This window comes from Runella sp. CRIBMP (assembly GCF_009905605.1).
Taxonomy (GTDB): Bacteria; Bacteroidota; Bacteroidia; order Cytophagales; family Spirosomataceae; genus Runella.
On sequence record NZ_JAAAKZ010000004.1, the window covers coordinates 278,796 to 303,259 of the forward strand.

At 44.7% G+C, this 24,464-nt stretch carries 28 protein-coding genes and 1 tRNA gene; 9 read left to right on the top strand and 20 right to left on the bottom strand.

Going from position 1 to position 24,464, the window contains the following annotated elements:
- Positions 1 to 113: 113 nt before the first annotated feature.
- Both GVN20_RS14480 and GVN20_RS14485 read left to right on the top strand, forming a co-directional pair.
- Positions 114 to 962, top strand: coding sequence for a TraB/GumN family protein (locus GVN20_RS14480; protein WP_166559019.1), 849 nt, complete (start codon positions 114 to 116; stop codon positions 960 to 962).
- Positions 963 to 1,118: 156 nt separating this feature from the next.
- The gene (locus GVN20_RS14485; RefSeq protein WP_166559020.1) at positions 1,119 to 1,874 is read left to right on the top strand and encodes a hypothetical protein; all 756 of its coding nucleotides are present in this window, start codon (positions 1,119 to 1,121) and stop codon (positions 1,872 to 1,874) included.
- Between the two features lie 12 nt (positions 1,875 to 1,886).
- Here GVN20_RS14485 and GVN20_RS14490 read toward each other — a convergent pair whose 3' ends face one another.
- From GVN20_RS14490 to GVN20_RS14505, 4 genes are all read right to left on the bottom strand, one after another.
- Positions 1,887 to 2,816: a CPBP family intramembrane glutamic endopeptidase gene (locus GVN20_RS14490; RefSeq protein WP_166559021.1), complete on the bottom strand. Its 930-nt coding sequence runs from the start codon at positions 2,814 to 2,816 to the stop codon at positions 1,887 to 1,889.
- A gap of 2 nt (positions 2,817 to 2,818) precedes the next feature.
- Positions 2,819 to 3,637 (bottom strand): N-acetylmuramic acid 6-phosphate etherase, encoded by an 819-nt coding sequence (gene murQ / locus GVN20_RS14495; RefSeq protein WP_166559022.1) that lies wholly within the window; start codon positions 3,635 to 3,637, stop codon positions 2,819 to 2,821.
- 46 nt (positions 3,638 to 3,683) lie between these two features.
- Positions 3,684 to 4,343, bottom strand: coding sequence for a phosphatidylserine decarboxylase family protein (locus tag GVN20_RS14500; RefSeq protein WP_166559023.1), 660 nt, complete (start codon positions 4,341 to 4,343; stop codon positions 3,684 to 3,686).
- 105 nt (positions 4,344 to 4,448) lie between these two features.
- On the bottom strand, positions 4,449 to 5,723 hold the full coding sequence (locus GVN20_RS14505) for a Glu/Leu/Phe/Val dehydrogenase (RefSeq protein ID WP_166559122.1): 1,275 nt from the start codon (positions 5,721 to 5,723) through the stop codon (positions 4,449 to 4,451).
- Positions 5,724 to 6,108: 385 nt separating this feature from the next.
- Between GVN20_RS14505 and GVN20_RS14510 the strand changes: the two genes are divergently transcribed.
- Positions 6,109 to 6,492 carry a TraR/DksA C4-type zinc finger protein gene (locus tag GVN20_RS14510; protein WP_166559024.1) on the top strand — a complete coding sequence of 128 codons (384 nt, stop codon included), beginning with the start codon at positions 6,109 to 6,111 and terminating at the stop codon, positions 6,490 to 6,492.
- A gap of 95 nt (positions 6,493 to 6,587) precedes the next feature.
- On the opposite strand, the gene GVN20_RS14515 is transcribed toward GVN20_RS14510, so the two are convergent.
- Positions 6,588 to 7,490, bottom strand: a complete 903-nt coding sequence (locus GVN20_RS14515) for an SDR family oxidoreductase (RefSeq protein ID WP_166559025.1) — start codon at positions 7,488 to 7,490, stop codon at positions 6,588 to 6,590.
- 104 nt (positions 7,491 to 7,594) lie between these two features.
- A complete protein-coding gene (locus tag GVN20_RS14520) occupies positions 7,595 to 8,401 on the bottom strand; it encodes a crotonase/enoyl-CoA hydratase family protein (RefSeq protein WP_166559026.1) in 807 nt (268 codons plus the stop codon).
- Positions 8,402 to 8,668: 267 nt separating this feature from the next.
- Here GVN20_RS14520 and GVN20_RS14525 point away from each other — a divergent pair, with 267 nt between their 5' ends.
- The 4 genes from GVN20_RS14525 (at position 8,669) to GVN20_RS14540 (ending at position 10,849) form a co-directional block, all read left to right on the top strand.
- Positions 8,669 to 9,787: a PLP-dependent aspartate aminotransferase family protein gene (locus GVN20_RS14525; protein ID WP_166559027.1), complete on the top strand. Its 1,119-nt coding sequence runs from the start codon at positions 8,669 to 8,671 to the stop codon at positions 9,785 to 9,787.
- A gap of 154 nt (positions 9,788 to 9,941) precedes the next feature.
- Positions 9,942 to 10,026 (top strand) — tRNA-Ser (locus tag GVN20_RS14530).
- Between the two features lie 115 nt (positions 10,027 to 10,141).
- On the top strand, positions 10,142 to 10,459 hold the full coding sequence (locus GVN20_RS14535; protein ID WP_166559028.1) for a hypothetical protein: 318 nt from the start codon (positions 10,142 to 10,144) through the stop codon (positions 10,457 to 10,459).
- An 81-nt stretch (positions 10,460 to 10,540) separates the two neighbouring features.
- A complete protein-coding gene (locus GVN20_RS14540; protein ID WP_166559029.1) occupies positions 10,541 to 10,849 on the top strand; it encodes a hypothetical protein in 309 nt (102 codons plus the stop codon).
- A gap of 66 nt (positions 10,850 to 10,915) precedes the next feature.
- Here the strand turns inward: GVN20_RS14540 and GVN20_RS14545 are convergent, their stop codons facing one another.
- The 8 genes from GVN20_RS14545 to GVN20_RS14580 all read right to left on the bottom strand — a co-directional run bounded on the left by GVN20_RS14545 (position 10,916) and on the right by GVN20_RS14580 (position 14,949).
- Positions 10,916 to 11,200, bottom strand: coding sequence for a PIN domain-containing protein (locus GVN20_RS14545; RefSeq protein ID WP_310586824.1), 285 nt, complete (start codon positions 11,198 to 11,200; stop codon positions 10,916 to 10,918).
- An 89-nt stretch (positions 11,201 to 11,289) separates the two neighbouring features.
- The gene (locus GVN20_RS14550; RefSeq protein ID WP_166559031.1) at positions 11,290 to 11,451 is read right to left on the bottom strand and encodes a hypothetical protein; all 162 of its coding nucleotides are present in this window, start codon (positions 11,449 to 11,451) and stop codon (positions 11,290 to 11,292) included.
- A gap of 199 nt (positions 11,452 to 11,650) precedes the next feature.
- Positions 11,651 to 11,794 (bottom strand): hypothetical protein, encoded by a 144-nt coding sequence (locus tag GVN20_RS14555; RefSeq protein WP_166559032.1) that lies wholly within the window; start codon positions 11,792 to 11,794, stop codon positions 11,651 to 11,653.
- 20 nt (positions 11,795 to 11,814) lie between these two features.
- On the bottom strand, positions 11,815 to 12,210 hold the full coding sequence (locus GVN20_RS14560) for a hypothetical protein (RefSeq protein WP_166559033.1): 396 nt from the start codon (positions 12,208 to 12,210) through the stop codon (positions 11,815 to 11,817).
- Between the two features lie 344 nt (positions 12,211 to 12,554).
- The gene (locus tag GVN20_RS14565) at positions 12,555 to 12,752 is read right to left on the bottom strand and encodes a hypothetical protein (protein WP_166559034.1); all 198 of its coding nucleotides are present in this window, start codon (positions 12,750 to 12,752) and stop codon (positions 12,555 to 12,557) included.
- Between the two features lie 209 nt (positions 12,753 to 12,961).
- Positions 12,962 to 13,315: a putative toxin-antitoxin system toxin component, PIN family gene (locus GVN20_RS14570; RefSeq protein ID WP_229599073.1), complete on the bottom strand. Its 354-nt coding sequence runs from the start codon at positions 13,313 to 13,315 to the stop codon at positions 12,962 to 12,964.
- The gene (locus GVN20_RS14575) at positions 13,312 to 13,575 is read right to left on the bottom strand and encodes a hypothetical protein (protein WP_166559035.1); all 264 of its coding nucleotides are present in this window, start codon (positions 13,573 to 13,575) and stop codon (positions 13,312 to 13,314) included. Before GVN20_RS14575 ends, GVN20_RS14570 begins: the two co-directional genes overlap by 4 nt.
- Before the next feature lie 63 nt (positions 13,576 to 13,638).
- Positions 13,639 to 14,949 carry a restriction endonuclease subunit S gene (locus GVN20_RS14580; RefSeq protein WP_166559036.1) on the bottom strand — a complete coding sequence of 437 codons (1,311 nt, stop codon included), beginning with the start codon at positions 14,947 to 14,949 and terminating at the stop codon, positions 13,639 to 13,641.
- Positions 14,950 to 15,273: 324 nt separating this feature from the next.
- On the opposite strand from GVN20_RS14580, the gene GVN20_RS14585 reads away from it, so the two are divergent.
- Together GVN20_RS14585 and GVN20_RS14590 are read left to right on the top strand one after the other, a co-directional pair.
- Positions 15,274 to 15,426, top strand: coding sequence for a hypothetical protein (locus tag GVN20_RS14585; protein WP_166559037.1), 153 nt, complete (start codon positions 15,274 to 15,276; stop codon positions 15,424 to 15,426).
- A complete protein-coding gene (locus tag GVN20_RS14590) occupies positions 15,423 to 15,830 on the top strand; it encodes a type II toxin-antitoxin system VapC family toxin (RefSeq protein ID WP_166559038.1) in 408 nt (135 codons plus the stop codon). Before GVN20_RS14585 ends, GVN20_RS14590 begins: the two co-directional genes overlap by 4 nt.
- A gap of 7 nt (positions 15,831 to 15,837) precedes the next feature.
- On the opposite strand, the gene GVN20_RS14595 is transcribed toward GVN20_RS14590, so the two are convergent.
- The 6 genes from GVN20_RS14595 to GVN20_RS14620 form a co-directional block, all read right to left on the bottom strand.
- Complete coding sequence (locus tag GVN20_RS14595) at positions 15,838 to 17,277, bottom strand: N-6 DNA methylase (protein WP_166559039.1); 1,440 nt, start codon at positions 17,275 to 17,277, stop codon at positions 15,838 to 15,840.
- A 190-nt stretch (positions 17,278 to 17,467) separates the two neighbouring features.
- A complete protein-coding gene (locus tag GVN20_RS14600; RefSeq protein ID WP_166559040.1) occupies positions 17,468 to 17,854 on the bottom strand; it encodes a GxxExxY protein in 387 nt (128 codons plus the stop codon).
- A 115-nt stretch (positions 17,855 to 17,969) separates the two neighbouring features.
- Positions 17,970 to 20,369 (bottom strand): EcoAI/FtnUII family type I restriction enzme subunit R, encoded by a 2,400-nt coding sequence (hsdR, locus tag GVN20_RS14605; RefSeq protein WP_166559041.1) that lies wholly within the window; start codon positions 20,367 to 20,369, stop codon positions 17,970 to 17,972.
- A 145-nt stretch (positions 20,370 to 20,514) separates the two neighbouring features.
- Positions 20,515 to 22,041, bottom strand: coding sequence for an SBBP repeat-containing protein (locus tag GVN20_RS14610; RefSeq protein WP_166559042.1), 1,527 nt, complete (start codon positions 22,039 to 22,041; stop codon positions 20,515 to 20,517).
- Positions 22,042 to 22,240: 199 nt separating this feature from the next.
- Positions 22,241 to 23,389 (bottom strand): BamA/TamA family outer membrane protein, encoded by a 1,149-nt coding sequence (locus GVN20_RS14615; RefSeq protein ID WP_229599074.1) that lies wholly within the window; start codon positions 23,387 to 23,389, stop codon positions 22,241 to 22,243.
- A gap of 104 nt (positions 23,390 to 23,493) precedes the next feature.
- Positions 23,494 to 24,252 (bottom strand): oxygenase MpaB family protein, encoded by a 759-nt coding sequence (locus GVN20_RS14620; protein ID WP_166559043.1) that lies wholly within the window; start codon positions 24,250 to 24,252, stop codon positions 23,494 to 23,496.
- Positions 24,253 to 24,464 lie beyond the last annotated feature (212 nt).

Below are 24,464 nucleotides of genomic sequence, written 5' to 3' on the forward strand. Positions count from 1 at the left end.
CTTCTATCTTTACCGAAAAAAAATCGGTGGTCGTTCAGTTAATAGACTTCTCGTAACATTTAGTGGTAAAGGCGCGTTTAAAGGGAATCTAAGCAACCCATATATTAATAACCATGAAAACAATTCAGCTTCTCGTATTTTGTTTTTTTATCCAGTGGAGTCATGCCCAAGAAAAATCCCTTTTGTGGGAGGTGTCGGGCAATGGCCTGACGAAGCCGTCGTACGTTTACGGAACCATCCACATGATTTGTCCCAATGACTATTTTATGACCGATTCGACCAAAGCGGCTTTCAAGAAAACCGAGCAGGTTTACCTCGAACTTGATATGGATGATCCAACCCTGATGTCGAAGATGATGCAGCTGATGATGCTCACCAACGGCAAGAAAATGAAAGACTATCTCAAGCCCGAGGAGTATACGCTATTGAGCGACTATTTTAAAGCCAAAATGGGGGCAAACCTTGACCAAATGGGTGGAATGAAGCCATTTGCGCTTATGTCGATGCTGTACACAACCCTGCTGAGTTGCCAGCCCCAATCCTACGAATTGGTGTTTACCCAGATGGCTTCCAGTGCCAAAAAAGAGGTGCTGGGACTTGAAACGGTGGAACTTCAGATGGGGGTTTTTGATCAAATTCCCTATGAAAAACAGGCGGGATTGTTGGCGGATATGGTTCGAAAAAAAGATGAATCCACCAAAGAATTTGGCGAAATGGTGACGCTCTACAAAAAGCAGGATTTGGAAGGGCTTCTAAAATTGATGGACAACAGCGAATGGGATTTTAATGGTTACGAAGATATTTTATTGGCCAACCGAAATACGGCTTGGGTACCCATCATGGAAAAGGCCATGAAGTCAAAATCCACTTTTTTTGCGGTAGGTGCAGGACATTTGGGAGGAGCAAAAGGCGTATTGCAACTGCTTAAAAAACAGGGGTATACCGTGAAAGCCGTGCTGTAATTTTAGGTTTATCAATGGTTGAAATGTGTTTTTTTAACCTGAGCAGATATACCTCTAGCGGTGAAAATGCGTTTTATTTATCGTTAAGTAGCACTGCGTAACTAGGCGTTTTCGCACCTATTTATTATTAATATATCGCAAATAAACGAAAGAAGAATGAACACAATCAAATCAATGGTGCTTGTTGCGTTGGGGGTAATGACAGTGGTGGTAAGGGCGCAAACTCCCGATGAAGTTGTGAATAGTTATTTAAATCAAACGGGTGGCAAAGACAAATTATCGACCATTAAATCTCTTCGAATGGAAGGGAAAATCAAAATGCAGTCGGTGGAAATTCCTGTAACAATACTTCAGGAAAAAAGTGGAAAACTAAAAATGGTGACGGTTGTCAACGGAGTCGAGTTTGTTCAGATGGCGTATGATGGAAAAATCGCGTGGTCGACCAATGCCGTAACCAAACTTCCCGAAATCATGTCGGAGGAGGATGCTTATAATATCCAGCAAGAAACGGATGTCGATTTCCCCAATCCCTTTCTAGATTATAAGTCCAAAGGCTATACCGCAGAGGTGCAAGGGCGAGAAAAAGTGGGTAACGTAGATTGTATCAAGCTCAAACTAACCAAAAAGGCGCTCAAACGAAATAAGAAAGTAGAAGAAAACAGTATGATTTATTACTTTGACGCCCAAAATTCCAACCTTTTAATGTCGCGGGGTTTGATAAATAATGGACCCGTAAGGGGAATTTCGCAGGAAATCATGTACAACAACTTCCAAAAAGTAGATGGAATGATGTTTCCTTTTGAAATGCGTTATCGAATAAGTGGACAAGAAGGGCAGACGATTATCATCGAGAAAATAACCATCAATCCCGTGTTGGATAACAAAGTGTTTGTTTTTCCAGAAGGGAAATAAATAAGGAGATGGCTACAATTTTTGTAGCCATGCCGCCAAATCCATCATCCACGCCACGCCCACGTGTACGATGATACCGCCCCAAATACTGCGTGATTCCAGCGCAATCACGCCCAAGATATAACCGCCAAAAATGGAGCCGATGGTTTCGCCGAGGGGCTTGCCAAAATGCAGCGAAGCATAACAAACTACCATCGGAATGATGGCACCTCTGCCCAATAAATGGGCCATTCCGATGACCATAAATCCCCTGAACATCAGCTCTGTAGATACAAAGTCAAACGCATACAATAGCTCATAAAGCAAGGTCGTAATCCAGCGCGACACCCCAAAATATTCGTCGGCGTTGGAGTCAAAATAGGTGGGATAGGAGCGTAAAAAATCGGGTTGAAAAGAGGCCCACGCAATCAGTGGAAGCATCAACGAAACCAGTATAAAGTAAGGCTTTAACTTGGTCCATTTGGGTTGAAGCCCGTAAAAATGATGGCGTTGATTATCGACAAAATAGTAAAATAGAACCAATGGTAAAAAAACGGTCAACGCCGAAGATACATTGGTGAAGCAATGAAACAAATAGCTGTATACCGCGCCATCAAAGAGCGTTCGACTCAGGGAATTGTACCCGTAAAAACCGCCGTCAAGCCCCAAAACGGCCAAAATAAATACGCTATAGATCCAGAATCGGGGGTTTTTGACGCGCCACCATTCTTTGGTAAAACCCAAATAAATCAATAAACCACCGTAATAGGCAAAACAGTAGAGCAAAAAATACCAGACAATACGTAGTGGATTGCCCCGGTAGCTATCAATGATGCCGCGTTCGAGATTGACCGAATAATTGAACGTAATAAACAATACTAAAAACAAGGCAAGGGTTCCGTAAAGATTCCAACGAAAGTCTTGCCGCAGGTGTTTGCGAAGCGCGTCCCAAATTGGTCTCATTTTTAGCTCTTTCTGCCCGCTTCTACGGCATTGCGTACGCTTCCGTGGGCTTCTAGCAGCGCCTGAGCTTCTTCTGAAGTAAGGTGAGGTAGCTCTTCTCTAACCATCCGGATGGCCCGTTGCACCAACTTATAGTTGGTCATTTGCATATCGACCATTTTATTGCCTTTTACGCGCCCCAGTTGAATCATCACCGAGGTTGAAATCATGTTCAACGCTAATTTTTGGGCGGTTCCTGATTTCATGCGTGTACTGCCCGTGACAAACTCTGGGCCTACGACAATTTCAACTGGATACTCAGCGGCGGCGGCTACCGCCGAACCAGTGTTGCAGACAATACAACCCGTCAGAATACCAGATTCGCGGGCTTTCTGCAATCCTCCAATCACGTAAGGGGTTCGACCTGAGGCCGCAATGCCTACCAGTGAGTCCAATTTATCAATTTCGTAAGCTTTAAGGTCAGTCCATGCCTGTTCGGGGTCATCCTCGGCGTTTTCAACCGCCCGCCGAATGGCTTGGTCGCCCCCGGCCATCAGTCCGATGACCAAATCAAAAGGAACACCGTAAGTTGGCGGACATTCAGATGCATCTACTACCCCTAATCTACCGCTTGTGCCTGCCCCAATGTAGAAGAGACGCCCTCCCTGTTTCATCCGAATCACTATTTGTTCGACCAAAGCCTCTATCTGCGGAATGGCCTTTTCGACGGCGTAGGGGACGGTTTTGTCTTCATTATTGATGTTGATGAGCAGTTCCCGAACACCCATTTGGTCAAGATTTTCGTATCGGGAAGTAGATTCAGTCGTAGAAGTTGGTAGCATAGTCTGTTTAGGTAATTCGTAGGATGAAATAAAGGCAACAACACACTTATTCTAATTCGGCCAATACGGTAATTCCGCCCTTCGTTTTATCTTCTAAATTAACAAGGATTTTGGCGTCTAAGGGTAAGTAAAGGTCTACCCGTGAGCCAAATTTGATAAAGCCCATTTCGGAGCCTTGGGTTACTTGTTGCCCTTCTTTTACGTACCACACTATTCGTTTGGCCAATGCGCCGGCAATTTGCCTGAAAAGTACTTCTACGCCGTTGGGAGCTTTGATAACGGTAGTAGTGCGCTCGTTTTCGGTACTGGATTTTGGGTGCCAAGCCACTAAGTATTTGCCAGGATGGTACTTAAAATAACTGACAACCCCCGCAATGGGATTCCAATTGATGTGTACATTGATGGGTGACATAAAAATCGACACCTGACGGCGTGGTCCTTTGAAATATTCGGTTTCAATTACCTCTTCAATGACGACCACTTTTCCATCACACGGCGCAATGACGTGTTTAGAGTTGATAGAAAAAACGCGGGCTGGTTTTCGAAAAAACTGAAGGATGATAAAGAAAAAGATAAGGGAAGCGACCAGCCAAGCCGTGGTCAACCAATCCAACTCTCCCCAGAAATAGCGAACCAATCCGTTGGTTATCAATACAAAAAGAGCCGCTAATCCGATGCTGGCTGTGCCTTCTTTATGAATAGTCATGTTTAAGTATAGGTAAAATAAAAAATGCGAGGGATAGGTTTAAGCCTTTCACCTCGCAAAAATAACAATCTTCTCACTACTCGCTACTCACAGTGCATTACTTTATTAGTAACCACCACGGAATTTGTAAGTGCTGGCCACTTTGTCGATGGCTACAATGTAAGCCGCCAAGCGCATATTTACTTTGTATTTTTGAGAGGTAGCGTATACATTTTCAAAGGCATCCTTCATGATACGGTCTGAGCGGCGGTTGATGCGTTCCAAATTCCATTTGTAGCCGATGCGGTTTTGAACCCATTCAAAGTACGAAACCGTTACCCCGCCCGCGTTGGCCAGAATGTCGGGCACAACCATGATTCCCTTGCTGTTGATGATGGCGTCGGCGCTGGCTGAAGTGGGGCCGTTGGCACCTTCCACAATCATTTTTGCCTGAATATCGGCGGCATTCTCGTGGGTAATCACATCTTCTTTGGCCGCAGGAACGAGCACATCCACGGGGAGAGAAAGTAACTCTTCGTTGGTGATTTTTTCGGCTCCGGTGTATCCTTCCAACATTCCTCCGTTGGCATTTCGGTAAGCCATAGCGGCTTCAATGTCGATTCCGTTGGAATTATAATACCCTCCCGAAATATCACTGATGGCCTGCACGCTTACGCCGCGTTCGTGGAGTAGAGCTGCCGCGTACATACCCACGTTGCCGAATCCCTGAATGGCGGCAGTAGCACGGTACGGATTGATACGCATTTTTTCCATGGCCGAAAGGGCCGAAACGGTTACGCCGCGTCCGGTAGCTTCAGTTCGGCCGAGCGAGCCGCCCAATACCAGCGGTTTGCCCGTTACGACTCCCTGCACGGTCATGCCTTTGGCTTTGGAGTATTCGTCCATCAACCAAGCCATTTCGCGCGGGCCAGTGCCCATGTCGGGGGCGGGAATGTCTTCGTCGGGACCGAATACGTTGAGCATAGCGGTGGTATAAGCGCGCATCAGCCGCTCAATCTCTCCCGCCGACATTTCGCGTGGGTTGCAGGCAATTCCGCCTTTTGCTCCCCCGTAGGGAATGTCAACCACGGCGCATTTCCACGTCATCCAAGCGGCTAAAGCCCTGATTTCGTCAATGTTTACCCCCATGTCGAAGCGAATTCCGCCTTTAGAAGGCCCCAGAATGGTCGAGTGAATAACGCGATACCCTTCAAAAACCTTGATTTGCCCGTTGTCCATCGTCACGGGTAGGCCCACAACAACTTGCTTTCGAGGCATTTTAAGGATATGGTACATTTCGTCGCTGATACCCAATAATTCGGCTGCTTTGTCAAAGCGCGACATCATAGACTCCAGTGGATTCTCCTTATCTTTTATCGGAGCTGGCTCAATGTAAGTCATCATTGTTTGTAAATTCTGATTGTTTGGAATATTCATTTGTTGATAAAAAAACACTCCCTGTTGGCTGCGCTAAGAGGGGGAGTTTTCAGTTGCAAACTTAACAGGATTAAAACGAAAAAGGTAGAAATATAGTTTTGTCTTGGTATTGTGCAATTTGTAAGAGAAGAAGGTTGTATTAACTATCTAACTGTGTGGCGAATAGTGTAGGGGGAAGGCCACTATTTTCCAAATAATCCATGGTATTTAGCAGGATTTGTAGAATCAAAAAAAAATACCTTTTTATTAAACGGTAACATTAAATGGTTTGTAGGAAAAGAATAAAACGTATTTTTGCGCCTTAATCAACTTCCGCCGTTAAGTTTTTACCCCAAACCGGAATTTTTATATGACTGTACAGGAAGACAAAAAACGTTACTCTGAAGAAGAGCTGAAAGAGTTCGAAGGTATCATCAACCAAAAACTAGAAGCAGCGCGCAATGAATTGGCGTACATCAAAGACACATTGAGCCGTAAAAATGACAGCGGAACCGACAACACAGGTGCCGCGACCAAATTGATGGAAGATGTGGATACGAGCGAACGCGAACAAATGAGCCAATCGGCGGCGCGCCTGCAAAAATTCATTACTCAACTTGAAAATGCCCTTGTGCGTATCAAAAATGGCACTTACGGTATTTGTATTGACACAGGTAAGTTGATTCCAAAAGAGCGTTTGCGGGCGGTACCACATACCCAGCAGACGATTGAAGCAAAACTGCGTCGTAAGTAGGTATACATCTACTAAAAGGCGGCAAAATCCATTTTCTTGTTTCTAAAAAGCAAGAATGTGGTTTTGTCGCCTTTTTATTTTCGATTTATAGCTTTTTAGGACTCTTTTTTACCCTCCTGCTTGCTGGCTCGGTTGGCATTTTTAATTTGTGCTTCTAGCACATCCCACATCTCGGGCGTGACTTCGTTCAGAAAATTAAATTGGCCGCCGTTGAGCACTTCACCACCGTCGAGCGTTATCACCTCACCCGTCATGTAGGCCGAAAAGTCAGACATCAGATAAGCGGCCAAATTAGCCAATTCCTGATGCTCTCCCGTGCGATGCAACGGAATACGGTTTTCAAAGGCAAATTTTTCAGCCAATTCTTTCGGGAACAAACGGTCCCAAGCGCCTTTGGTCGGAAACGGCCCCGGGGCGATGGCATTGAGACGAATACCGTATTTGCCCCACTCATAGGCCAGGGATTTGGTCATGGCAAGGGCACCCGCTTTGGCCATTGCGGAAGGAACTACCCAGCCCGAACCCGTCCAAGCGTAGGTAGTGGAGATGTTGAGGATTGTTCCTTTAATTTGATTATCAATCCAATACTTACCGATGGCGAGGGTAAAATAATACGTGCCGCGTAGTACAATATCAACGACCGTATCGATGGCTTTGTAAGAAAGGCGCTCGGTAGGGCTGATAAAATTTCCAGCCGAGTTATTGACCAAACCATGCACCGCGCCAAAACGAGCGATGGCCGCTTCAATGACGGCTTCTATTTGTTCGGGTTTGCGCACGTCGCACTCGGCAGGTAGCACTTGTCCGCCCGTGGCTTCGGTTAGCTCTTGGGCAGTTGCCTCCAAAACGGCCAAACGGCGGCTACATATTACGACGTTTGCCCCCAATTCGAGAAAATATTTGGCCATGGATTTACCAAGGCCTGTGCCGCCGCCCGTTACGATGATGGTTTTGCCCGCAAGCGACCCGTCGCGCAGCATGGGTTGAGAAAAATTCATTGGTTCAGGAGTTTTGAATGACGATTTTATAAAATTTGAAGTGCTGATTTCTTAATTTCCTACCTCATACTTCCTACTGCTGGTTTCTTATCTTCTGGCGCCTTTCACCGAAACGCGGCATCGCGTTTTTGCATTTTGGCTTGAAAGGCTTCCGTGAGGTCGTCAGAGAGGAGCATGGCGGCGTTCCAAGTGGCCATGTACTCCAATCCATCGGCCACGGAGTGGTCGCGGCTATGGTTCATGATGGCTTTGGTACCCCGAATAGAAAGCGGAGATTTGGCGGCAATGACCTGAGCGATGTTCATGACTTCGGCCAACATGCTGTCTGCATCCACAAAACTACGATTTGCCAGGCCGATGCGCTCGGCTTCTTGGCCCGATACATTTCGTCCTGTGTAGGCCATTTCGCGCGCAATACCTGACGGGATAATTTTGGGCAGTCGCTGCAAAGTTCCCAAATCGGCTACCATGCCCATGTCGATTTCTTTGATGGTAAAAAAAGCGTCATGGGTGCAGTAGCGCATATCGCACGCACTGACAATGTCTACTCCGCCGCCGATGCACCCACCGTGGATGACCGCCAAAACGGGCTTGCTGCACTGCTCAATGGCATTGATGGGAGCTTGTAAATCAAGTACTTGTCTGCGAAGCTTCTCGCGCTTCCGCCCTTCGCATTTTTGCGCTGATTGGGCCACTTGCATCAATAATTCCAAATCAATGCCCGCGCAAAAATGTCGGCCGTTGCCCCTTAAAATGATTACTCTAACGTCCTCATTTTCGTCTAGTTCCTCAAAAATAGCCTTCATTTCTTGCCAGGCTTTTTGGTTGAGGGCATTGGCGCGTTCGGGGCGGTTAAAAACCACTTGTGCAACGTAATTTTCGATGGCCAGGGAAAATGTTTCAAAAGACATGAATCGGTTTTTTATTACGTTCTGAAAATAAAATTGCTGATGGTTGTGAAATATATTCTGCTTGCATACTAATTACAAACCTACACAACTAATTTTTGTTTCAAAAAGAATTGGTGTAAAATTGTGTTTAACCAATGAAAATAGAAATTTTTTTGAGAAAACGGGCCGATGGAAAACGGATAAACGAAAAAAGGAGTTACGAATAACAAAGGTACTGACCAGATGCACGGTACTTGCTGGACTTAACATATTAATGCCCAAAAATCTATGAATTTCGAAACACTTGCCATTCAGAGTACGCAATTTCATGACGCCAACGCGAGCGCGGTCGTGCCCCCCATTTATCTTTCCACAACCTTTGAGCGGGAGCCTGATAGCAGTATTGCGCACGGACATATTTATACCCGGGCTAGCAATCCCAACCGGAATGCCTTGGAAAAGGCCTACGCGGCGCTGGAAGGTGGACAGGTAGGAATGGCATTTGCGTCGGGACAGGCTGCGACGACCACCTTGTTTCAATGCTTGCTTCCAGGCGACCACGTCATCATTCCCGACGATGCGTATTATGGAACGCCCGCGTTGTTGCAGGATGTGCTGAGTTTGTGGGGGCTTCAATTTTCGAAGGTCGATATGAGCGACTTAGCGGCGGTAGAAGGGGCATTTCAGCCCAATACGAAGTTGGTTTGGATGGAGACGCCCTCCAATCCTTTATTAAAAATTACGGATATAAAGGCAGTAGCTGAACTGGCACGGGCCAAAGGGGCCTATTCTGCCTGCGACAATACATGGGCTACTTCGGTGTTGCAACGCCCGCTTGATTTGGGGTGTGATGTGTCGATGCATTCGGCCACGAAGTATTTTGGTGGCCATAGCGATTTGCTGAGTGGGGCCTTGATTTTTAAGGACAATGGTGCGTTGGCCGAAAAAGCCCGGATGATTCAGGCCTTGGGTGGGGCGGTACCGTCGCCTTTTGATTGTTGGCTGATTGTCCGGGGCATTAAAACCTTGGCACTTCGGGTGCGGCAGCAATCAGAAAATGCTGCTAAACTGGCTCATTATTTGAGCTCCCATCCAAAATTAGAAGCCGTTCATTATCCTTTTTTGAAAAGCCACGCTGGATACGAAGTAGCCAAGCGTCAGATGGCATCGGGTGGGGGGATGTTGTCGATTCAGGTAAAAGGGGGCGCAGAAGAAGCCTTGGCCGTTAAGAGCAAAGTAAAGGTATTTATTCGGGCCACGAGCTTGGGAGGCGTAGAAAGTTTGATTGAACACCGGGCCACGGCCGAGGGTGTTCATTCGGTCAGTCCGAAGAATTTACTGCGTATTTCGGTCGGATTAGAGCATATTGATGATTTAATTGCAGATTTAGCCCAGGCACTTGGGTGAATATAAGTATTTGAAAATCACAATATTGCTGTTTTTGTAGTCTTTCAGCGAAGTTTTTTTACAATATTTTGTTAATTTTTTTGGTAAAAAGACTTGACAAGCCACGGAAAACAGCTACCTTTGCAGTCCCAAAACAATGGTTCTGGGAAGTTTTAGAGAGATGGCAGAGTGGTCGAATGCGGCGGTCTTGAAAACCGTTGACTGTAACAGGTCCGGGGGTTCGAATCCCTCTCTCTCTGCGAAAAGGCTGTAAATCCCTGATTTACAGCCTTTTAATTTTTCAAATCTGCTCTTATTTCTGCGCTTGCGCAGGTTTTTTCGATTCTTCATTTTTGCTCGTTTTTTCCTTCTCTTATGACAACTGAATACGACCGACTTTTTAGAGAAAATCTATTAGCCTTTACGAAGGCGATACACAATCCTGAAAAAGAATACACGGCTTTTTATCCCATGATCGGGAAGGAATACAATCAAGGGAAGAATTTATTGGTGGTAGGACAGGCCGTAAACGAATGGCTGCCTTCCGGATTTACCATCGGAGATGATGAGAAAACGTTGGATGCTCATATCAAATTGGCGATGGAGGAGTCGCAGGCGGAAGGAGAGGAGTGTGCGTTGAATTGGGTCAATACGAACTGGACAAAATCGGGCCTTTTTCGTTCCTTCTTTTAGAATGTTACCTACAAACTGGTCAAACAAAAATACGGGAAGACCGACAAGGATTGGAATGAGGTGATTGCCTGGAGCAATTTGATGAAAATTGCACCGCAAAATGGCTGGAACCCGGATGGAGAGGAGATAAAAGCGCAGGAATATGCCGCTGCACTATTTGTTGAAGAGCTTAACTGCCTTCAACATCAAAATGTCATCCTGTTTACCAATCTAGAGACGTGGGCTAAGCCAATTTTTGAAAAAGCGGGGATTCACTATGAAGAGCGTTCTTCGGACTTTATTTTGGCTACTGCTACCTATGGCAATTCAAAAATCATTGTTACGAAACGCACAAAGATGGGGCTTAATCATCAACACTGTATTGATGAATTGATGCAGGAAATGGTATAGGGCGAGTAGTGATCACAACAAAAAACGCTCGGTAAGGCCGAGCGTTTTTTGTCAAGCAGATAAAATTTATTGGGTTTTTCTATTGCTTAACAGTACAATATCTACCAAAGACGCGCTCTTAAATTTAGTTTCGCTGCTTACCAACGGCAGATTTATCCATTGAGCCGTAGCAACGATGATTGAATCCATCAGTTTTAAAGAAGTTGACAGCCTTGTTTTAATAGCAAGGTTTTTAATTTGCTCATTTATTTCAAAAATAACCAACTGATCTAATAATTGCTTCAAAAGTTGACGTTCGGAAGAATTCTTGTTGGGCTTATATTGTATCTCCATTTCGGTAATGATGGAGATACAGGGCCTTTTATTACCAAGATTTTACCAACGGGTCGCCTTCCAATAGGCGAATCAGAGCGTTTGTGTCAAATAAAATATAATCTTCTCTATTCACCTCTCAAGTCCCGTTGAAATTTCAGAGGGCCTTGCCCCCATTGCATCTTTCCGAAAAAGGCATCAACATCAAACTTTTTCGATGCTTTGTTAAGCTTTTCCAATGCAGCCTCTATTTGCTTTTCAGTGGCGTTAGACGGAATAATGACAGTCATTGTTGTTGAGAGTTGATTTTTACATCATAAATACATTTCATTTCCCAAATAGTCTATCAGCCACGAAAAACCCGGATAAATTCCTCAGGTATGAAAGCATCATAAAGCCATCTCTGCCGAAGTTCGCTCAATATCTTCTGCCGTAATGCCTTTTCTTTGTATTTCACTTTCTACTGTGATCTCCAACGCTTTGCTTGAATCAGATTTCTACAGATTTTCCCAAAAGTGGCTTTAACTGTGAGGCAATGGCAGCCTCTACTTCGTAGGTTTGTGCGGCATCTTCAAGGGGTATGTAGTAAAATCGTATCGTAGGGCATTCGCCTACCCAATGTTTGAGATGCATGGCGTACGTTTTTTGAGGGCCTACTCCCAAATGCTGTTTGATACGGGAAAGAATGTCTTTTTTGACACTGCCCACATATAGGGCGATTGAGTCTTTGTCAAACTCTTTTTTACTTCTTGATAAAGCAAAGACCTTTGATTCAGGCCTTGCTTTGTATTCCCTAAGTCGATTGAAAAGAGTTTCGCCGTTTTCTTTATGATTTTCAAGTACATTACGTACACCACGGGCTTTTGATTCAGCCTTGTTTCTTGGTCAATTTGTGCTATTTGTCCCAAAAATGCCTGATGGTCATTGACGGTAAACTCAATGGGGCCATTCACTTCAAGAGACGTAAAGGCTGATTGAACCAATTCAATCTGTGAGGTAAGTTTTTGTATGCGCTCTTCGGCGGCCTTATTCAGATCTAAGGATAACATGGATTATTTTTTTAACGCCTCCACAGCAGCTGTCCGAACCTGCGGCAAAAGAAGTTGGTTTTGACTCCCTGTTGAAGATTAAGGGAAAAATTTGTAGATGTCTTTGCGATGAACTACGCGGGCAAACTCGACCGTTTTGCCTTCGATATAAAGACCAATTCGATATTCGCCGATTTTGATACGATAGGCAATTTTTGCCCCTTTAAGCTTTTTAATGTTTTGGATATCAGCTATTTTTTGAGCTTGTTCTACATTTTAAATGGCGGAGATAATATCATCTTTTACGCGCTGACTTGTCAATTTGTCAAGGTCTTTGTCGAATTTGGCCAAGAACTCTACTTTCATCAGCCTCTCAGTTTGCTCATGATGGTTTCCTTAGAGACTTTCTTGGTACGGTCGGCTTCTTTTAATAAAGTGGCCATGCCCAAGTCTTCTTTGGCTTCATCGGTCAGTACGGCCACTTTTACGTTCATTTTGGCCAAAAGGTCGGATAACAGCTTCTGTTCGACCTTGTTTTTGGGGGTGATGATGAGCGATTCCATTGTTTGATGATTGGTTATTCAAAAATACTTTTTTTGAGATGATTCTCAAAGTCTCACTTCCTCAACGCCTCCCTTAAAACCTGCTGCAAAAGCTGTTGGTTTTGTACCTGAATGCTTTGATTTGTGCTTATTGTCTGCCTAAAATTTCCTTAAACTCCTCAAAAGTAATTATCGGAACAGGTGGAAAAAGGTCGGTAATTTTGAGAAGATTACGAATGTGCCTGTCGTTGGTGACTAAATAATCTACATTGGCACCGATGGCGCAATCTACGAATTTGCGGTTCGCCGCTGCGATTATCATCAGGGTCAGTAGTGACCAACTGCCACTTATAAGAGGGTTCGTAACGTTGAGTATTTATAGAAGTTAGAAGGATAGAGAATACAATTTCCATTGCCTGTGCGTCAAACTCACGGTTGATGGTCTCGGCATACTCCGAAATGATTTCATTACTGAAAACCCAAATAAATTCCTCACGTATGAAAGCATCATAAAGCCATCTGTAAGAACCGCTTTTAGGAATTGAATTTAACAGACCATGGGTATCAATAACGGCTTTAATCATTGCTGACTTCTGATTTTTTTTAGGTAATTGCCTCGATGTTCGTTTATCTCTGCCGAAGCCCGTTCAATGTCTTCCACTGTAATGCCTTTTTCTTTCATTGCTCTTTCTACTACAATGTCCAACTCTTTGCTTAAATGCTGAACCAATGTACGGCGTAATGCTGTCAACTCTTCCTCATTCATGTGCCGATGTTGGAAGAGCTGAAGTATCAGCATTTGCGCCTCGTTGAGCTTCAATGGTGATGTTTGCGTAGTTGCCATTTTCGTAAAGATTTAATATTCACTACAAAACTAACAAATATATTGACAGTGGGCCCTAATCCTTCACCTCTTCAAAGCCTCCCTCAAAACCTGCTGTAAAAGCTGTTGGTTTTGCAGCTGACTGTTTTTGATGCTTGCCTCCAACGCATCGCAGGTTTGCATCAATGACTCCAATTTTTCTACAATGCGCCGCTGCTCGGAGAGGGGAGGGAGTGGGATTGTTAATAAATTTAATGACTTACCAGTAAAATGTTGTATTCCAGATCCAGTAAAGTAATCTTGAATTTTCTTAGATACACATAAAAATTCGAGGTAAAATAAGTAAAATTTGGCTGGAACATTAGCGAGGAACCGCACTCTATGTAATGCTTTTTGAAATTTAAAGGACTCGTCATTGGATTCCCAAATTGCAGCGCGTCCAGGCTCTCCACCTTCACAAATCAGCAAATCCCCTTTTTTTACAGAATACTCTTCTAATTCGTGTTCTTCAAATTTCATCTGTAAAATATCATTAAGTATAAATGAATGCCATTGGACATTCAAATTTCTTAAATAAGGATAATATAGCCCTTTGTTTTTTGTAGCATCAAGCATCTTACCTAAGCGATTTATGCTTGTTTCCCCCAACCGACACCAAGTCCAATGCTTGGGAATGGCAAAAGGAATGTCCTCCGCTTTAATCGGCGGCAGGTCTTTTTCTTTTTTGAGTTTTTTGTCGGCAATGAGTTGGGCTTTCTCGGCTTTGATTTGAGCTAAAAGTTGTTGGCCGGTTTCTCCATCGTGGGTTGGTGCAACGAGTTTGCCCTGCATGGCTTCGCGCAGGAAGGATTGTCGAAGTTGTTTGACCAAGTCGAGTTGGTGCGTGAGTTCGGTGGAGAGTTCAGAGTTCTTTAATTCAAGGGTTTTAAATTTAGAGGTAAGAAGTTTTTGCTCTTCGAGTGTTGGTAAATCTATCTGAAAGTTAAAGAATTTGTCCTTTTGAAGTCTGATTCTTTGCGTTGTTCCGTCGCTGCTTTGCTTGCAGATATGGTCAAAAAAGTCAGTACTGGTCAGAAACAGTAAAAACTCTTTTTCAATCAAAGACTCATCCGGGTCTAAACACCAAAAGTCATTGGTAATGATTGCTCCTTCTAACTCATCGGGTACTATTCCAAATGCGCCATTACGTGCATCAATTCCTGATAAAATAAAATCACCGGCCTTTATAGAAGACATAGGTGACTTTATTTCAGAACCTTTTGAAATGTTTCTAAGTACAACGCCTTTATGGTAAAGTTTTATCGTTACAAGTTTGTATTCTTGGTCCGGAAGAACCTTAATGGTCTCTCTTCTTCGTTTTAAAATATCTCCAAGCTTTACTGTTTTCCAACTCATGTGTTAATTATTTATCGCTTCGGATTAATTTATTAGCTGTTTTTAATTTGGTGAGCCCTTACTTTTCTTGCTTGCCCAAGAAAAGTAACAAAAGAAGGGCACTTTTGCCAAAGCTTCCCCGCGCAATCCTTACTCACACCACGCTGGCAAAAGATTCCTCACGCGCAAGGACTTTTTTGTTTATGATTTTAGTAAAAAAGGCAATTTTTCTACTCATGTTGGTTTTGTGTCAATCTGCTTGTTTCAGGTGGTTTATGCCTTTGTCTGTGAGGCTAAACTAATTTTTTTTTATCTTTGTTGAAAGGCTATATAACTCAGGTACCAATGAAAACCATAACGCCCAAAATCAAAACGAACGAAGGAAACAGCAAATCTCCCAAGAAAAACACCCAACACCCAAAAATAACATTGGGAGCAGGCAGGTATTTGGCCGAGATTGACTACGATGCCGTTTTTGATAACGCTTTGAGAAAATGAGAAACTACTTGCTTGATACTCAAGTATTTATTAAAGCATTTCAACAGCCGGAACTTCTACCTAAAAAGATTGTCAGACTTTTGGAAGACCCTCGTTCCATCAAGTATGTCAGTTCGGTTTCTTTTTGGGAAATGGCTTATTTGTTGGATACTAAACCGCACATTTTTAAAATAAAAGTCCCTCTCTCTACTTTTATCAACGAAGCGGTACAAAGTTTACAGGTAATCGTTTTGAATTTAACGGCCGAACATTCCCAACGTTTTTATGAAATTCAACCTGTTAAAGACCACAAAGATATCTATGACAGGATGTTGATAGCCCAAGCGGCAAGTACGGGCTTTACGATGGTGTCAACTGATAGATACTTCCCTGATTATCCCATTCGTTTGTTTGAATACGAATAGCCCTCATTTAGCCCTGCACCGCTTCCTTCAATTGCCCCAACAATGCGTGGCTTTTAGAAAATGAACTTTCCAACATGGCCATCAGTTCGGCACTGCTGTAGTCGTGGCTTTCTTCCTGCTTTATGGGGTTTTTGATGTCCAAATCGTAGTTGCGGTCGATAATGGTTTGGATGTCAACCTTCCAGCACACCTCGCTTTCGGCGCGATTGTCCCACCATTCTTTGATGGGCTCAAACTCCTTGGCTTGGATGGTTTTGGTTTTAGAATACGATTTTTGGCCTTCGGGCAGGCGGTGTTCGTAGTACCAAACTTCCTTGGTCGGCGTGCCTTTCGTGAAAAAAAGCAGGTTGGTCGCTACTGTGGCGTAGGGTTGAAACACGCTGTTGGGCAACCGGATAATGGTGTGCAGGTTGCACTCCTCCAACAGGCGTTGACGTACGCGCAGCTTCACGCCCTCGCCCGTGAGGCTGCCGTCGGGCAACACGATTCCCGCGCGGCCCCCCTGTTTGAGCAGGTGAATCATCAGGACCAAAAACAAGTCGGCGCTTTCTTTGGTGCGGTAATTTTGGGGAAAGTTGTTTTCGTTGTTGTTGGCCACAATCCCGCCAAAAGGAGGATTGGCTAAAATAACGTGGACGCGGTCTTTCTCGGTAAAATTGCTCAGCGGTTGGTCGAGTGCATCGCCAAAACGGATGTTGGGCACTTCGATGTCGTGCAAAATCAGGTTGGTGGTGGCCAACAGAAACGGCAGCGGTTTGTACTCCCAGCCGCGTACGTTTTCGGCAATGCTTTGGCGGTCTTCCACGCTGTTGGCCTGTGCTTTGAGGTGCTCAATGGCGCAGGTGAGGTAGCCGCCCGTGCCGCAGGCGGGGTCGAGAATCTTCTCGCCGATTTTGGGGTCAATGATGTCGGTGATAAACTGCGTAATGGCGCGGGGCGTGTAAAACTCGCCGCTTTTGCCCGCACTTTGGAGTTCTTTGAGGATGCCCTCGTACAACTCGCCAAAGGCGTGGCGGTCTTTGGCCACGTTAAAATCGATCTCGTTGAGTTTGTTCAGCACCTTCCGGATGTTGATGCCGCTTTTCATGTAGTTGTTGTTGCCCTCAAACACCTCCCGCACAATGAGCGCCCGGCGGTTGCCCATACTGACGTCGAGGTTGCGCAGGGCCGGGAAGAGTTGACGGTCCACAAACTCCAGCAGCTCGTCGCCCGTGATGCCTTCGTCGTCGCCCGCCCAATTGCCCTTTTCCTGTATCCAATGATACTCCGCCGGTATGGGCGAGGTGTAGGTGTCGTCCAGCAATTCCAGCTCTAAGTCCTTGTCGGAGAATATTTTAAGAAAAAGCATCCAGCCGAGCTGCTCCACGCGTTGGGCATCTCCGTTGAGGCCCGTATCCTGCCACATGATGTCGCGGATGCTTTTGATTACGCCACTTATGTTACTCATATTGTCTGTACTTGGATTTATGGGATTTTAGGATTAATTAAAATGATTTGATGGAATTTTAGAGACTTTTCAGGGGAGGGTTGAAAGAAATCCTACAATCCTTAAATCCTATTAATCTTAGATTTTGTATTTAGGGATTAAGGTTTTTAAGCAAATAATCCTACAATCCTTAAATCCTATTCGTCTTAGGTTATCGTTTGTTTTCGGGATGTTTAGTGTTGAATACCCGTTTAAAATCAAGGCTTTTACTGCCAAAATTAATGAGCAAACCAATGGGTAATTTATAGGCTTCGCAATAATTAATGGCTTGGGCAAGGTGAGCATCATCAAGCACCGATACGGCTTTTAGTTCTACCATAATTTTGTTTTCTACAAAAAAATCAACGCGGCGCGTGCCGATGTGTATGCCATCATAATAAATAGACATTTCCATTTCGCGAGCAAAACCCAAACCCTGTTTTTCCATTTCAATAGCCAACGCCCGTTGATAAATAACCTCTTGAAAACCAGAGCCTAATATCGAATGTACTTTCATGGCACAACCAATGATTTTATGCGTCAACTCTTCGTGCTTCATTGTATTTTTTGTCGAATATGCACATTAAAAAAATCCTGCAATTCAAATCATCAGGAATTTGCCGATTAGGCAAATAAAAAAAATCCTACAATCCTAAAATCCGCCTAATCCCAGTTTAGGCTGTTTTGTATAGTTCATTTTCCAATTCCTTAATCGCCTTCAAATAATTAGGTTTCCCGCCAAACTCCTTCAAAATCTCCACGGGCGAGCCGAAGTCGGTCAACGGTTTTACTTTGAGTACGTCCATGCTTTCGATGTTGGTAATGCCCTCGTCGGCGTATTTGTCGAGCAGGGCTTCCAGCACTTTCTTGGATTGGGGACCGTACTTGGTGAAGTAGTTGCGCTTCTTCACGTTGTTGGCCCGTTCCTTCCGACTCAGCGGCGGTTGGTCGTAGGCGACGTGGCAAATTAAGTCAAATAAATCAACTTCTTTATCCACCGCTTCATACAACGCCTCCACCATAACGCCCTGTTCGAGCAGTTCGGCCACGATAGCGTCCTTACGTTCAGTGGTATTCCAACGATTTAAAAAATCATCCAACGAAGCAAATTTTCCCTGAATAATGCCCTTCGTATGGTCTTTCAGGCTCGTAGTAATGGGTTTGCCATGATTATCAAAATACAACTCCCGACTCACCAGCACCGACACATCCACGCCGTTGACGTACACTTTTTGGCGCGGTTCCTGCAATGTATCGCCGCTGCTGGGAAGGGTTGGATACCGAATCACGGGCGGTTGGGGCGTCATCTCAATTTCCTCCCCTGTTACTTCATCAATAATGGGTTCGGTATTGTTGGCGTCCTCTTCGACGATGCCGCTCAGGTCTTCTTCTTCGCCTACTGGCTTTACCCGAATCGGGTCACCGTCAAAGGCCGTATCGGCAAACAGGTCGGTGGCATTTCTGAAGTCGAGAATGGTAAAGTACCGTTTGCCGTATTCCTCGTTGATTCGGGTGCCGCGTCCGATGATCTGTTTGAACTTGGTCATGGAATTGATGTTGGCATCCAATACAATCACTTTGCAGGTTTGTGCATCTACGCCCGTGGTCATCAATTCAGAAGTGGTTGCAATCACGGGATAGCGTTCTTCGGGGGCAATGAAGTTGTCGAGCTCGCGTTTGCCTTCGTCGTTATCGCCCGTAATCTGCATCACGTACTTGTAGTTTTCGGCCACCAAATCGGCATTGTGGCGGGCTATGGCCGAGCGCATTCGTTCGGCATGGTCAATGTCCACGCAAAAAATAATGGTTTTGGCAAAGCGGTCGTAGCCTTTCAGAAATTCCGTAACTTTTTGGGCCACGGTATCTGTACGCTCGTCAATCGCCAATTTTCGGTCATAGTCCGAGCGATTATACACGCGGTCTTCCACCAAGTTACCCGCTTTGTCGGTTTTGCCTTGCTCGGGTCGCCAGCCTTCGGCATCCACGTTGAGTGCTACCCGTACTACTTGATACGGAGCCAAAAAGCCGTCGTCAATGCCTTGTTTGAGGGTATAGGTATAAACCGGTTCGCCAAAATATTCGCTGTTGCTGGTTTCTTCGGTTTCTTTGGGCGTGGCGGTCAAGCCGACGTGTGTGGCATTTTTGAAATAACTCAAAATTTCGCGCCAAGCGCTGTCTTCATTGGCGCTGCCCCGGTGGCACTCATCAATGACAATGAGGTCAAAGAAATCGGGAGAAAATTGTTTATAAACGTTGGCCGCTTCATCTGAACCCGAAAGCCCTTGGTACAAAGCCAGATAGATTTCGTAGCTCTTGTCAATTTGGCGGTGTTTGACCACCGTCATTTTATCCTTAAAATGCTTGAAGTCACCCCGTCGGGTTTGGTCAATCAGCGCGTTTCGGTCGGCCAGAAAGAGAATCCGTTTTTTTGCCCCGCTTTTCCAAAGTCGGTGAATGATTTGAAAGGCCGTGTAGGTTTTCCCCGTTCCGGTAGCCATCACCAACAGGATTCGATTTTGACCTTTGGCAATAGCTTCCACGGTACGATTGACCGCGATTTGTTGATAGTAGCGTGGGTTGCGTCCACTGCCGTCGGCGTAATATGGCTGCGCGGCAATCTTCTCCGCGTCGGGCGTAGTGATGCCCTTGTATTTTTTATATTTCTCCCAAAGCTGTTGCGGCGTAGGAAAGTTATCCAAACCTAATTCTTCTTCTATCTGCGCATCGGTGGCGGTGCGGTCATGGAAAAGAAAGCCGTCGCCGTTGCTGCTGAAAACGCAGGGAATGTCCAAAATGCGGGCATAGTTGAGCGCCTGTTGCATCCCAGCCCGCACGGAATGTTTGTTGTCTTTGGCCTCAATGATGGCAATGGGAATATTGGGCTTGTAATAAAGCACGTAGTCGGCACGTTTGCGTTCGCCCCGGGCGGTCATTTTGCCACGCACGTAGATTTTGCCGTCGGTAAACGAAACCTCCTCCAAAAACTGAGTCAATTTATTCCAGCCTGCTTTTTCGAGTGCGGGCGTAATAAACTTGGTGCAGATGTCTCTTTCGGACAGGCTTTTTTTTTCCATTGATTTAGGGGGTGGAATAGCAAGGGAGTCCGTCAACGTTGAATGACGACTACCCTATGATTTTTATGGTACAGGTATTCTCACAAAATAATGCAAGCCCATGGGCTTTTACTAATTTCGAGCCCTAAAACTGTCGGATTAGTTATCAAAACTTTTCAATTCGGGCTACCACAAAACCGTCATTGCCGGCAGAGGTCACGGTCTGATTTCCATAAACGGCCTTGTTTTCAAAATTTCCGACAACAAAAATATTGCCTGAAGTATCAATCGCTATGCCTTGTCCATAATCCTTAATCAGCCCCCCCGCCGACCTTACCCACTGAAAATCTCCGTTTGTATTATATTTTACGGCGTATAAATCATCATATCCTATTGAAAAAAGCGTTGTACCTCCAAACATCGCAGAAGTATGGAAAGCGCCCGTTAGGTAGACATTGCCGTCAGTATCAACCTTTATATCTTCACAGCTCTCATAATTTGTCCCCCCGGCACTTCTCAGCCATTGAATACTTCCGTTTGATGTATACTTTGCGATAAAAATATCAAAAACGCCTGAGGAGGTAGCGTACTTATTTTCAAAGCGTGCTGTTTCCGTAAAAGTACCGCTGATATAGACATTACCGTTGCCGTCTACGGCAACGGCCTGTCCCCTCTCAATGCTTGATCCTCCGGCCGAACGTACCCACTCTTTTCCGCCATTGGTATTGTATTTTGCCAAAAACACATCATTGGTACCTTCAGAGGTGAGCGGAGTGCCATCAAAAAATGCAGTTCCCGAATAAGTACCTGTCACGTATACATTTCCACCGGAATCGGCCGCGATGTCAAAACCGAAATCACCGCTGGTCCCCCCGGCAGATTTTACCCATTGAAAGTTACCGTCGGTGGTATACTTTGCAATAAGTATATCGTCAAACGGTAACGGTGTAGAAGTAACGGTCGTTGTTCCAAAAGTGGCTGTTCCCTGAAAATGCCCGGTGATATACGCATTTCCGGCAGCATCTAGGGCAATACTGTTTCCCCAGTCATTGTTTGGCCCTCCTGCCGATCTCACCCATTGTATGATACCGTTGGTGTTGTATTTAGCGATAAACAAATCACTGTTTCCAGCGGAAGTAAAGGTGATATTTTCAAATGCTATCGTATCGGTATAATGCCCTGTTATATATACATTTCCACTCGCATCTACTGCAATCTCCTGCCCCCATTCTGTGCCCATTCCTCCTGCTGATTTCACCCATTGGACCTGCCCATTGCGATTATATTTTGCGATAAATACATCATTAGTGTTTCCAACAGAAGTAATAGAAATATTCCCAAAAACAGAAGTGCCTGAGTAGTTTCCCGTTACATATAGATTGCCTGCATTATCAACAGCAATACCTTGTCCAATGCCTTCTGCATTGGACAGTGCAGCAATATTAGGAGCAAAGTCAGAAGCATTGGACTGTGTACATACCCACTTACTTCCATTGTACATTCGAAGGCATTTAAAGGTAAGGTCATACGCTAAATCGCCTTCAATTGGCCCAGATAGGGCCAAAATAGCATCATACGTGAGGCGTGGGTAGTTAAAGGAGGGCGTAACCCCAGTGGGAGTGATGGTAACATTCTGGGCATTAAGTCTTAAAATGACCGCCATAAAGGCAAGAGAAAGAAAAAGTAATTGCATTCTTAACGTTGGTATGAAGACAGTAATAAATATAGTGATGCTTTTCAAAGGGAAAAAAGAGGTGTAAGCATTATTTTACTTCAACTTACACTCTTATTTTTTTACCCCCCCCCAGAAAGGAGTTTAAAGACCCCTTTTGAAGCCTTAATTGAGCTTAAATAACATTTCCTAGAAGACTCTTAACCCCATAACTACAATCTCAGAATGCCTCACCCGTAAACAGATAAAAGTTGGGGCCGTCTTCGGAGAACCCAACGTCTAATCGGACATAAATATCCCGCCTTGGGAAAAGCAAATAACGCAGTCCTACGCCAGCAGTAGGGCGGATGTATTGGGTAGAAAATTTGCTGATTTTGGGGGCTACAACGGCCGCTCCCGCAAAAGCAGCGGCCCCAAATCGCTTGCTAAAACCGAAGGGCAACCAGCGATGTTCTACCTGGGCGGCTATCATGTTTTTGTCGCGGTAACGGCCTGAATAATACCCCCGCATAATCATTTCCCCACCCATCAATGCCAGTTGGTTGAAGGGAATATTGCCCCCGTAAAAATTGCCATATACCTGCCAAGCCAGCACATTGCGCGGGCTCGTCGGATGATAGGAGCGCACATCCAGATTGACACCGTGAAATGTATATTCGCTGCCAATGCTTGGATGATATTTAAGATAGGAGAGTTCACCAAAAAGGCCTTTTCTTACATTCAGCACATTGTGACGGTTATCGTACACCAACGCTACTCCCAGACCCACATTAATGGTTCCGTTGGTGCCTAGAGGTTTTTCGTAGAGGTGGTCTTTGGGCTGTTCAAACGCCGTGTTGTAGAGCTGCTGGTAGTCGATTTCGGGACCCACAAAAAGATTGGGAATGATTTTTCTTAAAACCCGTTGCCGGAACAAAAGATAGTTGGCGTCGATCAATGCGGGCGCTTTAGCTGGGGGTTTTGGCCCAATGCCATAATAGAGAAGCGGAAACTTCTGGAAGCGCATTCGGCCTAGCAAAAACCAATTGTCTTGGTCTCCATAAATGGCATTATCGACCCATAGGCCATATTGGCCTTTCATCGTGACAAAGCCAAACGCTTGCACTTCACTTAGGCGGTTGAGGGTATCATTTTTGGCCTGAAAAAGCAGGAGCGACGATACCCCAAACTCAAAGCTAGTTTCGGGCGCGTAAGCCAGCGTAGGATAAAACCGGTAACTGGGTTTGCCAGGGGCGGTAGTGTCTGATATTGTTTTTTTTATAAAATTTTTGAACCGACTATCCTGTCCCAACAAGGGAGCGGCCAATCCAAAAAAGCCCATCAAAAAAAGCAGAAATATCCGCTGCAACATCAACATAGTATCAATCATTGTGTAGATATAAACCCAACTCAAATAAAACCGTTCCTGTAATTTGGCATTTAGTTGAATTAACGTCCACTTTGTCGAAGATGTTTTAATATTTCGGCTTGATATTATACAACGTCCAATGCCGCAATTTGTGGTTTGTAAGCTTCGGGCAAAATCACATTTTTGAGGTAGTTCTCTACTTTTAGTAATCTTAGAAGCTTGTAGGTGCCAATTGCCGACGCAAAAATGGGGAATTTGCCGAGCCTAAGTAGCCTGTTTACCCTTGGAGGAACGACCAAAATCTGCGCTTGTTTGAGCAAAAAAAATCGGAATGAACCTAAATGTTTTTTGTACTGCTGGTAAAGATCAAGGGTGAATTGGCTTGATAGTAAGTTTTCTTGGATGTGTTCTTCGCGCATTTTTAGCCATTCATCAAAATGTACGGGTAAGCCTTTGATGCCCATTCTTGCCCCGACGCGGTAAAATACCTCAAATACTTCCTCTTTTTCCGGATGGGTCAATTTTCGTTCCAGTAACTCAAACGAACGGATGGAATAATCGATAAGCATAAAAAGAACGTCGCGGTAGGCCCAATCGGGGATTTGAGCACCTCTTTTCTGCTCAACGCCCTGATGAATCGCCGCGATTTTGTCAATGGCAAAAAGGGCCTCGCTATACTCCGAAAAAACGATTTGCCGGGCGTACGAAACGGTTGAAAATAAACGCCCCAGCGGGTCGGAGGGGAGTTTGCCCGTGAAATAAAGCCAATCTACGGCCTTGTTTAACGCAAACTCGGCGGAGGCGCCCGCAAAGATAAATAGGATTGTGTCGGCTTTGCCCCATATTTTCCGAACGATGGAATCAGGCGCTGCAAAGTATTTCATTTTATGAATTTAGATTTGTTTTCGTTTTTTCAATCAGAAACAGCAAGGTAAATATAAAAATGTTTCAAAAAGTACTTTTGTTTACAAAGTAAATTAAAAGTATTGATTTTGTCAATAGGGCATAACTTCCGTGCTTATGGGTGGAGTAGTAAAACCCGTGATTTATGTAAAAAAAGGCAAAATATACATAACACTTTTTTCTTGGATTATTC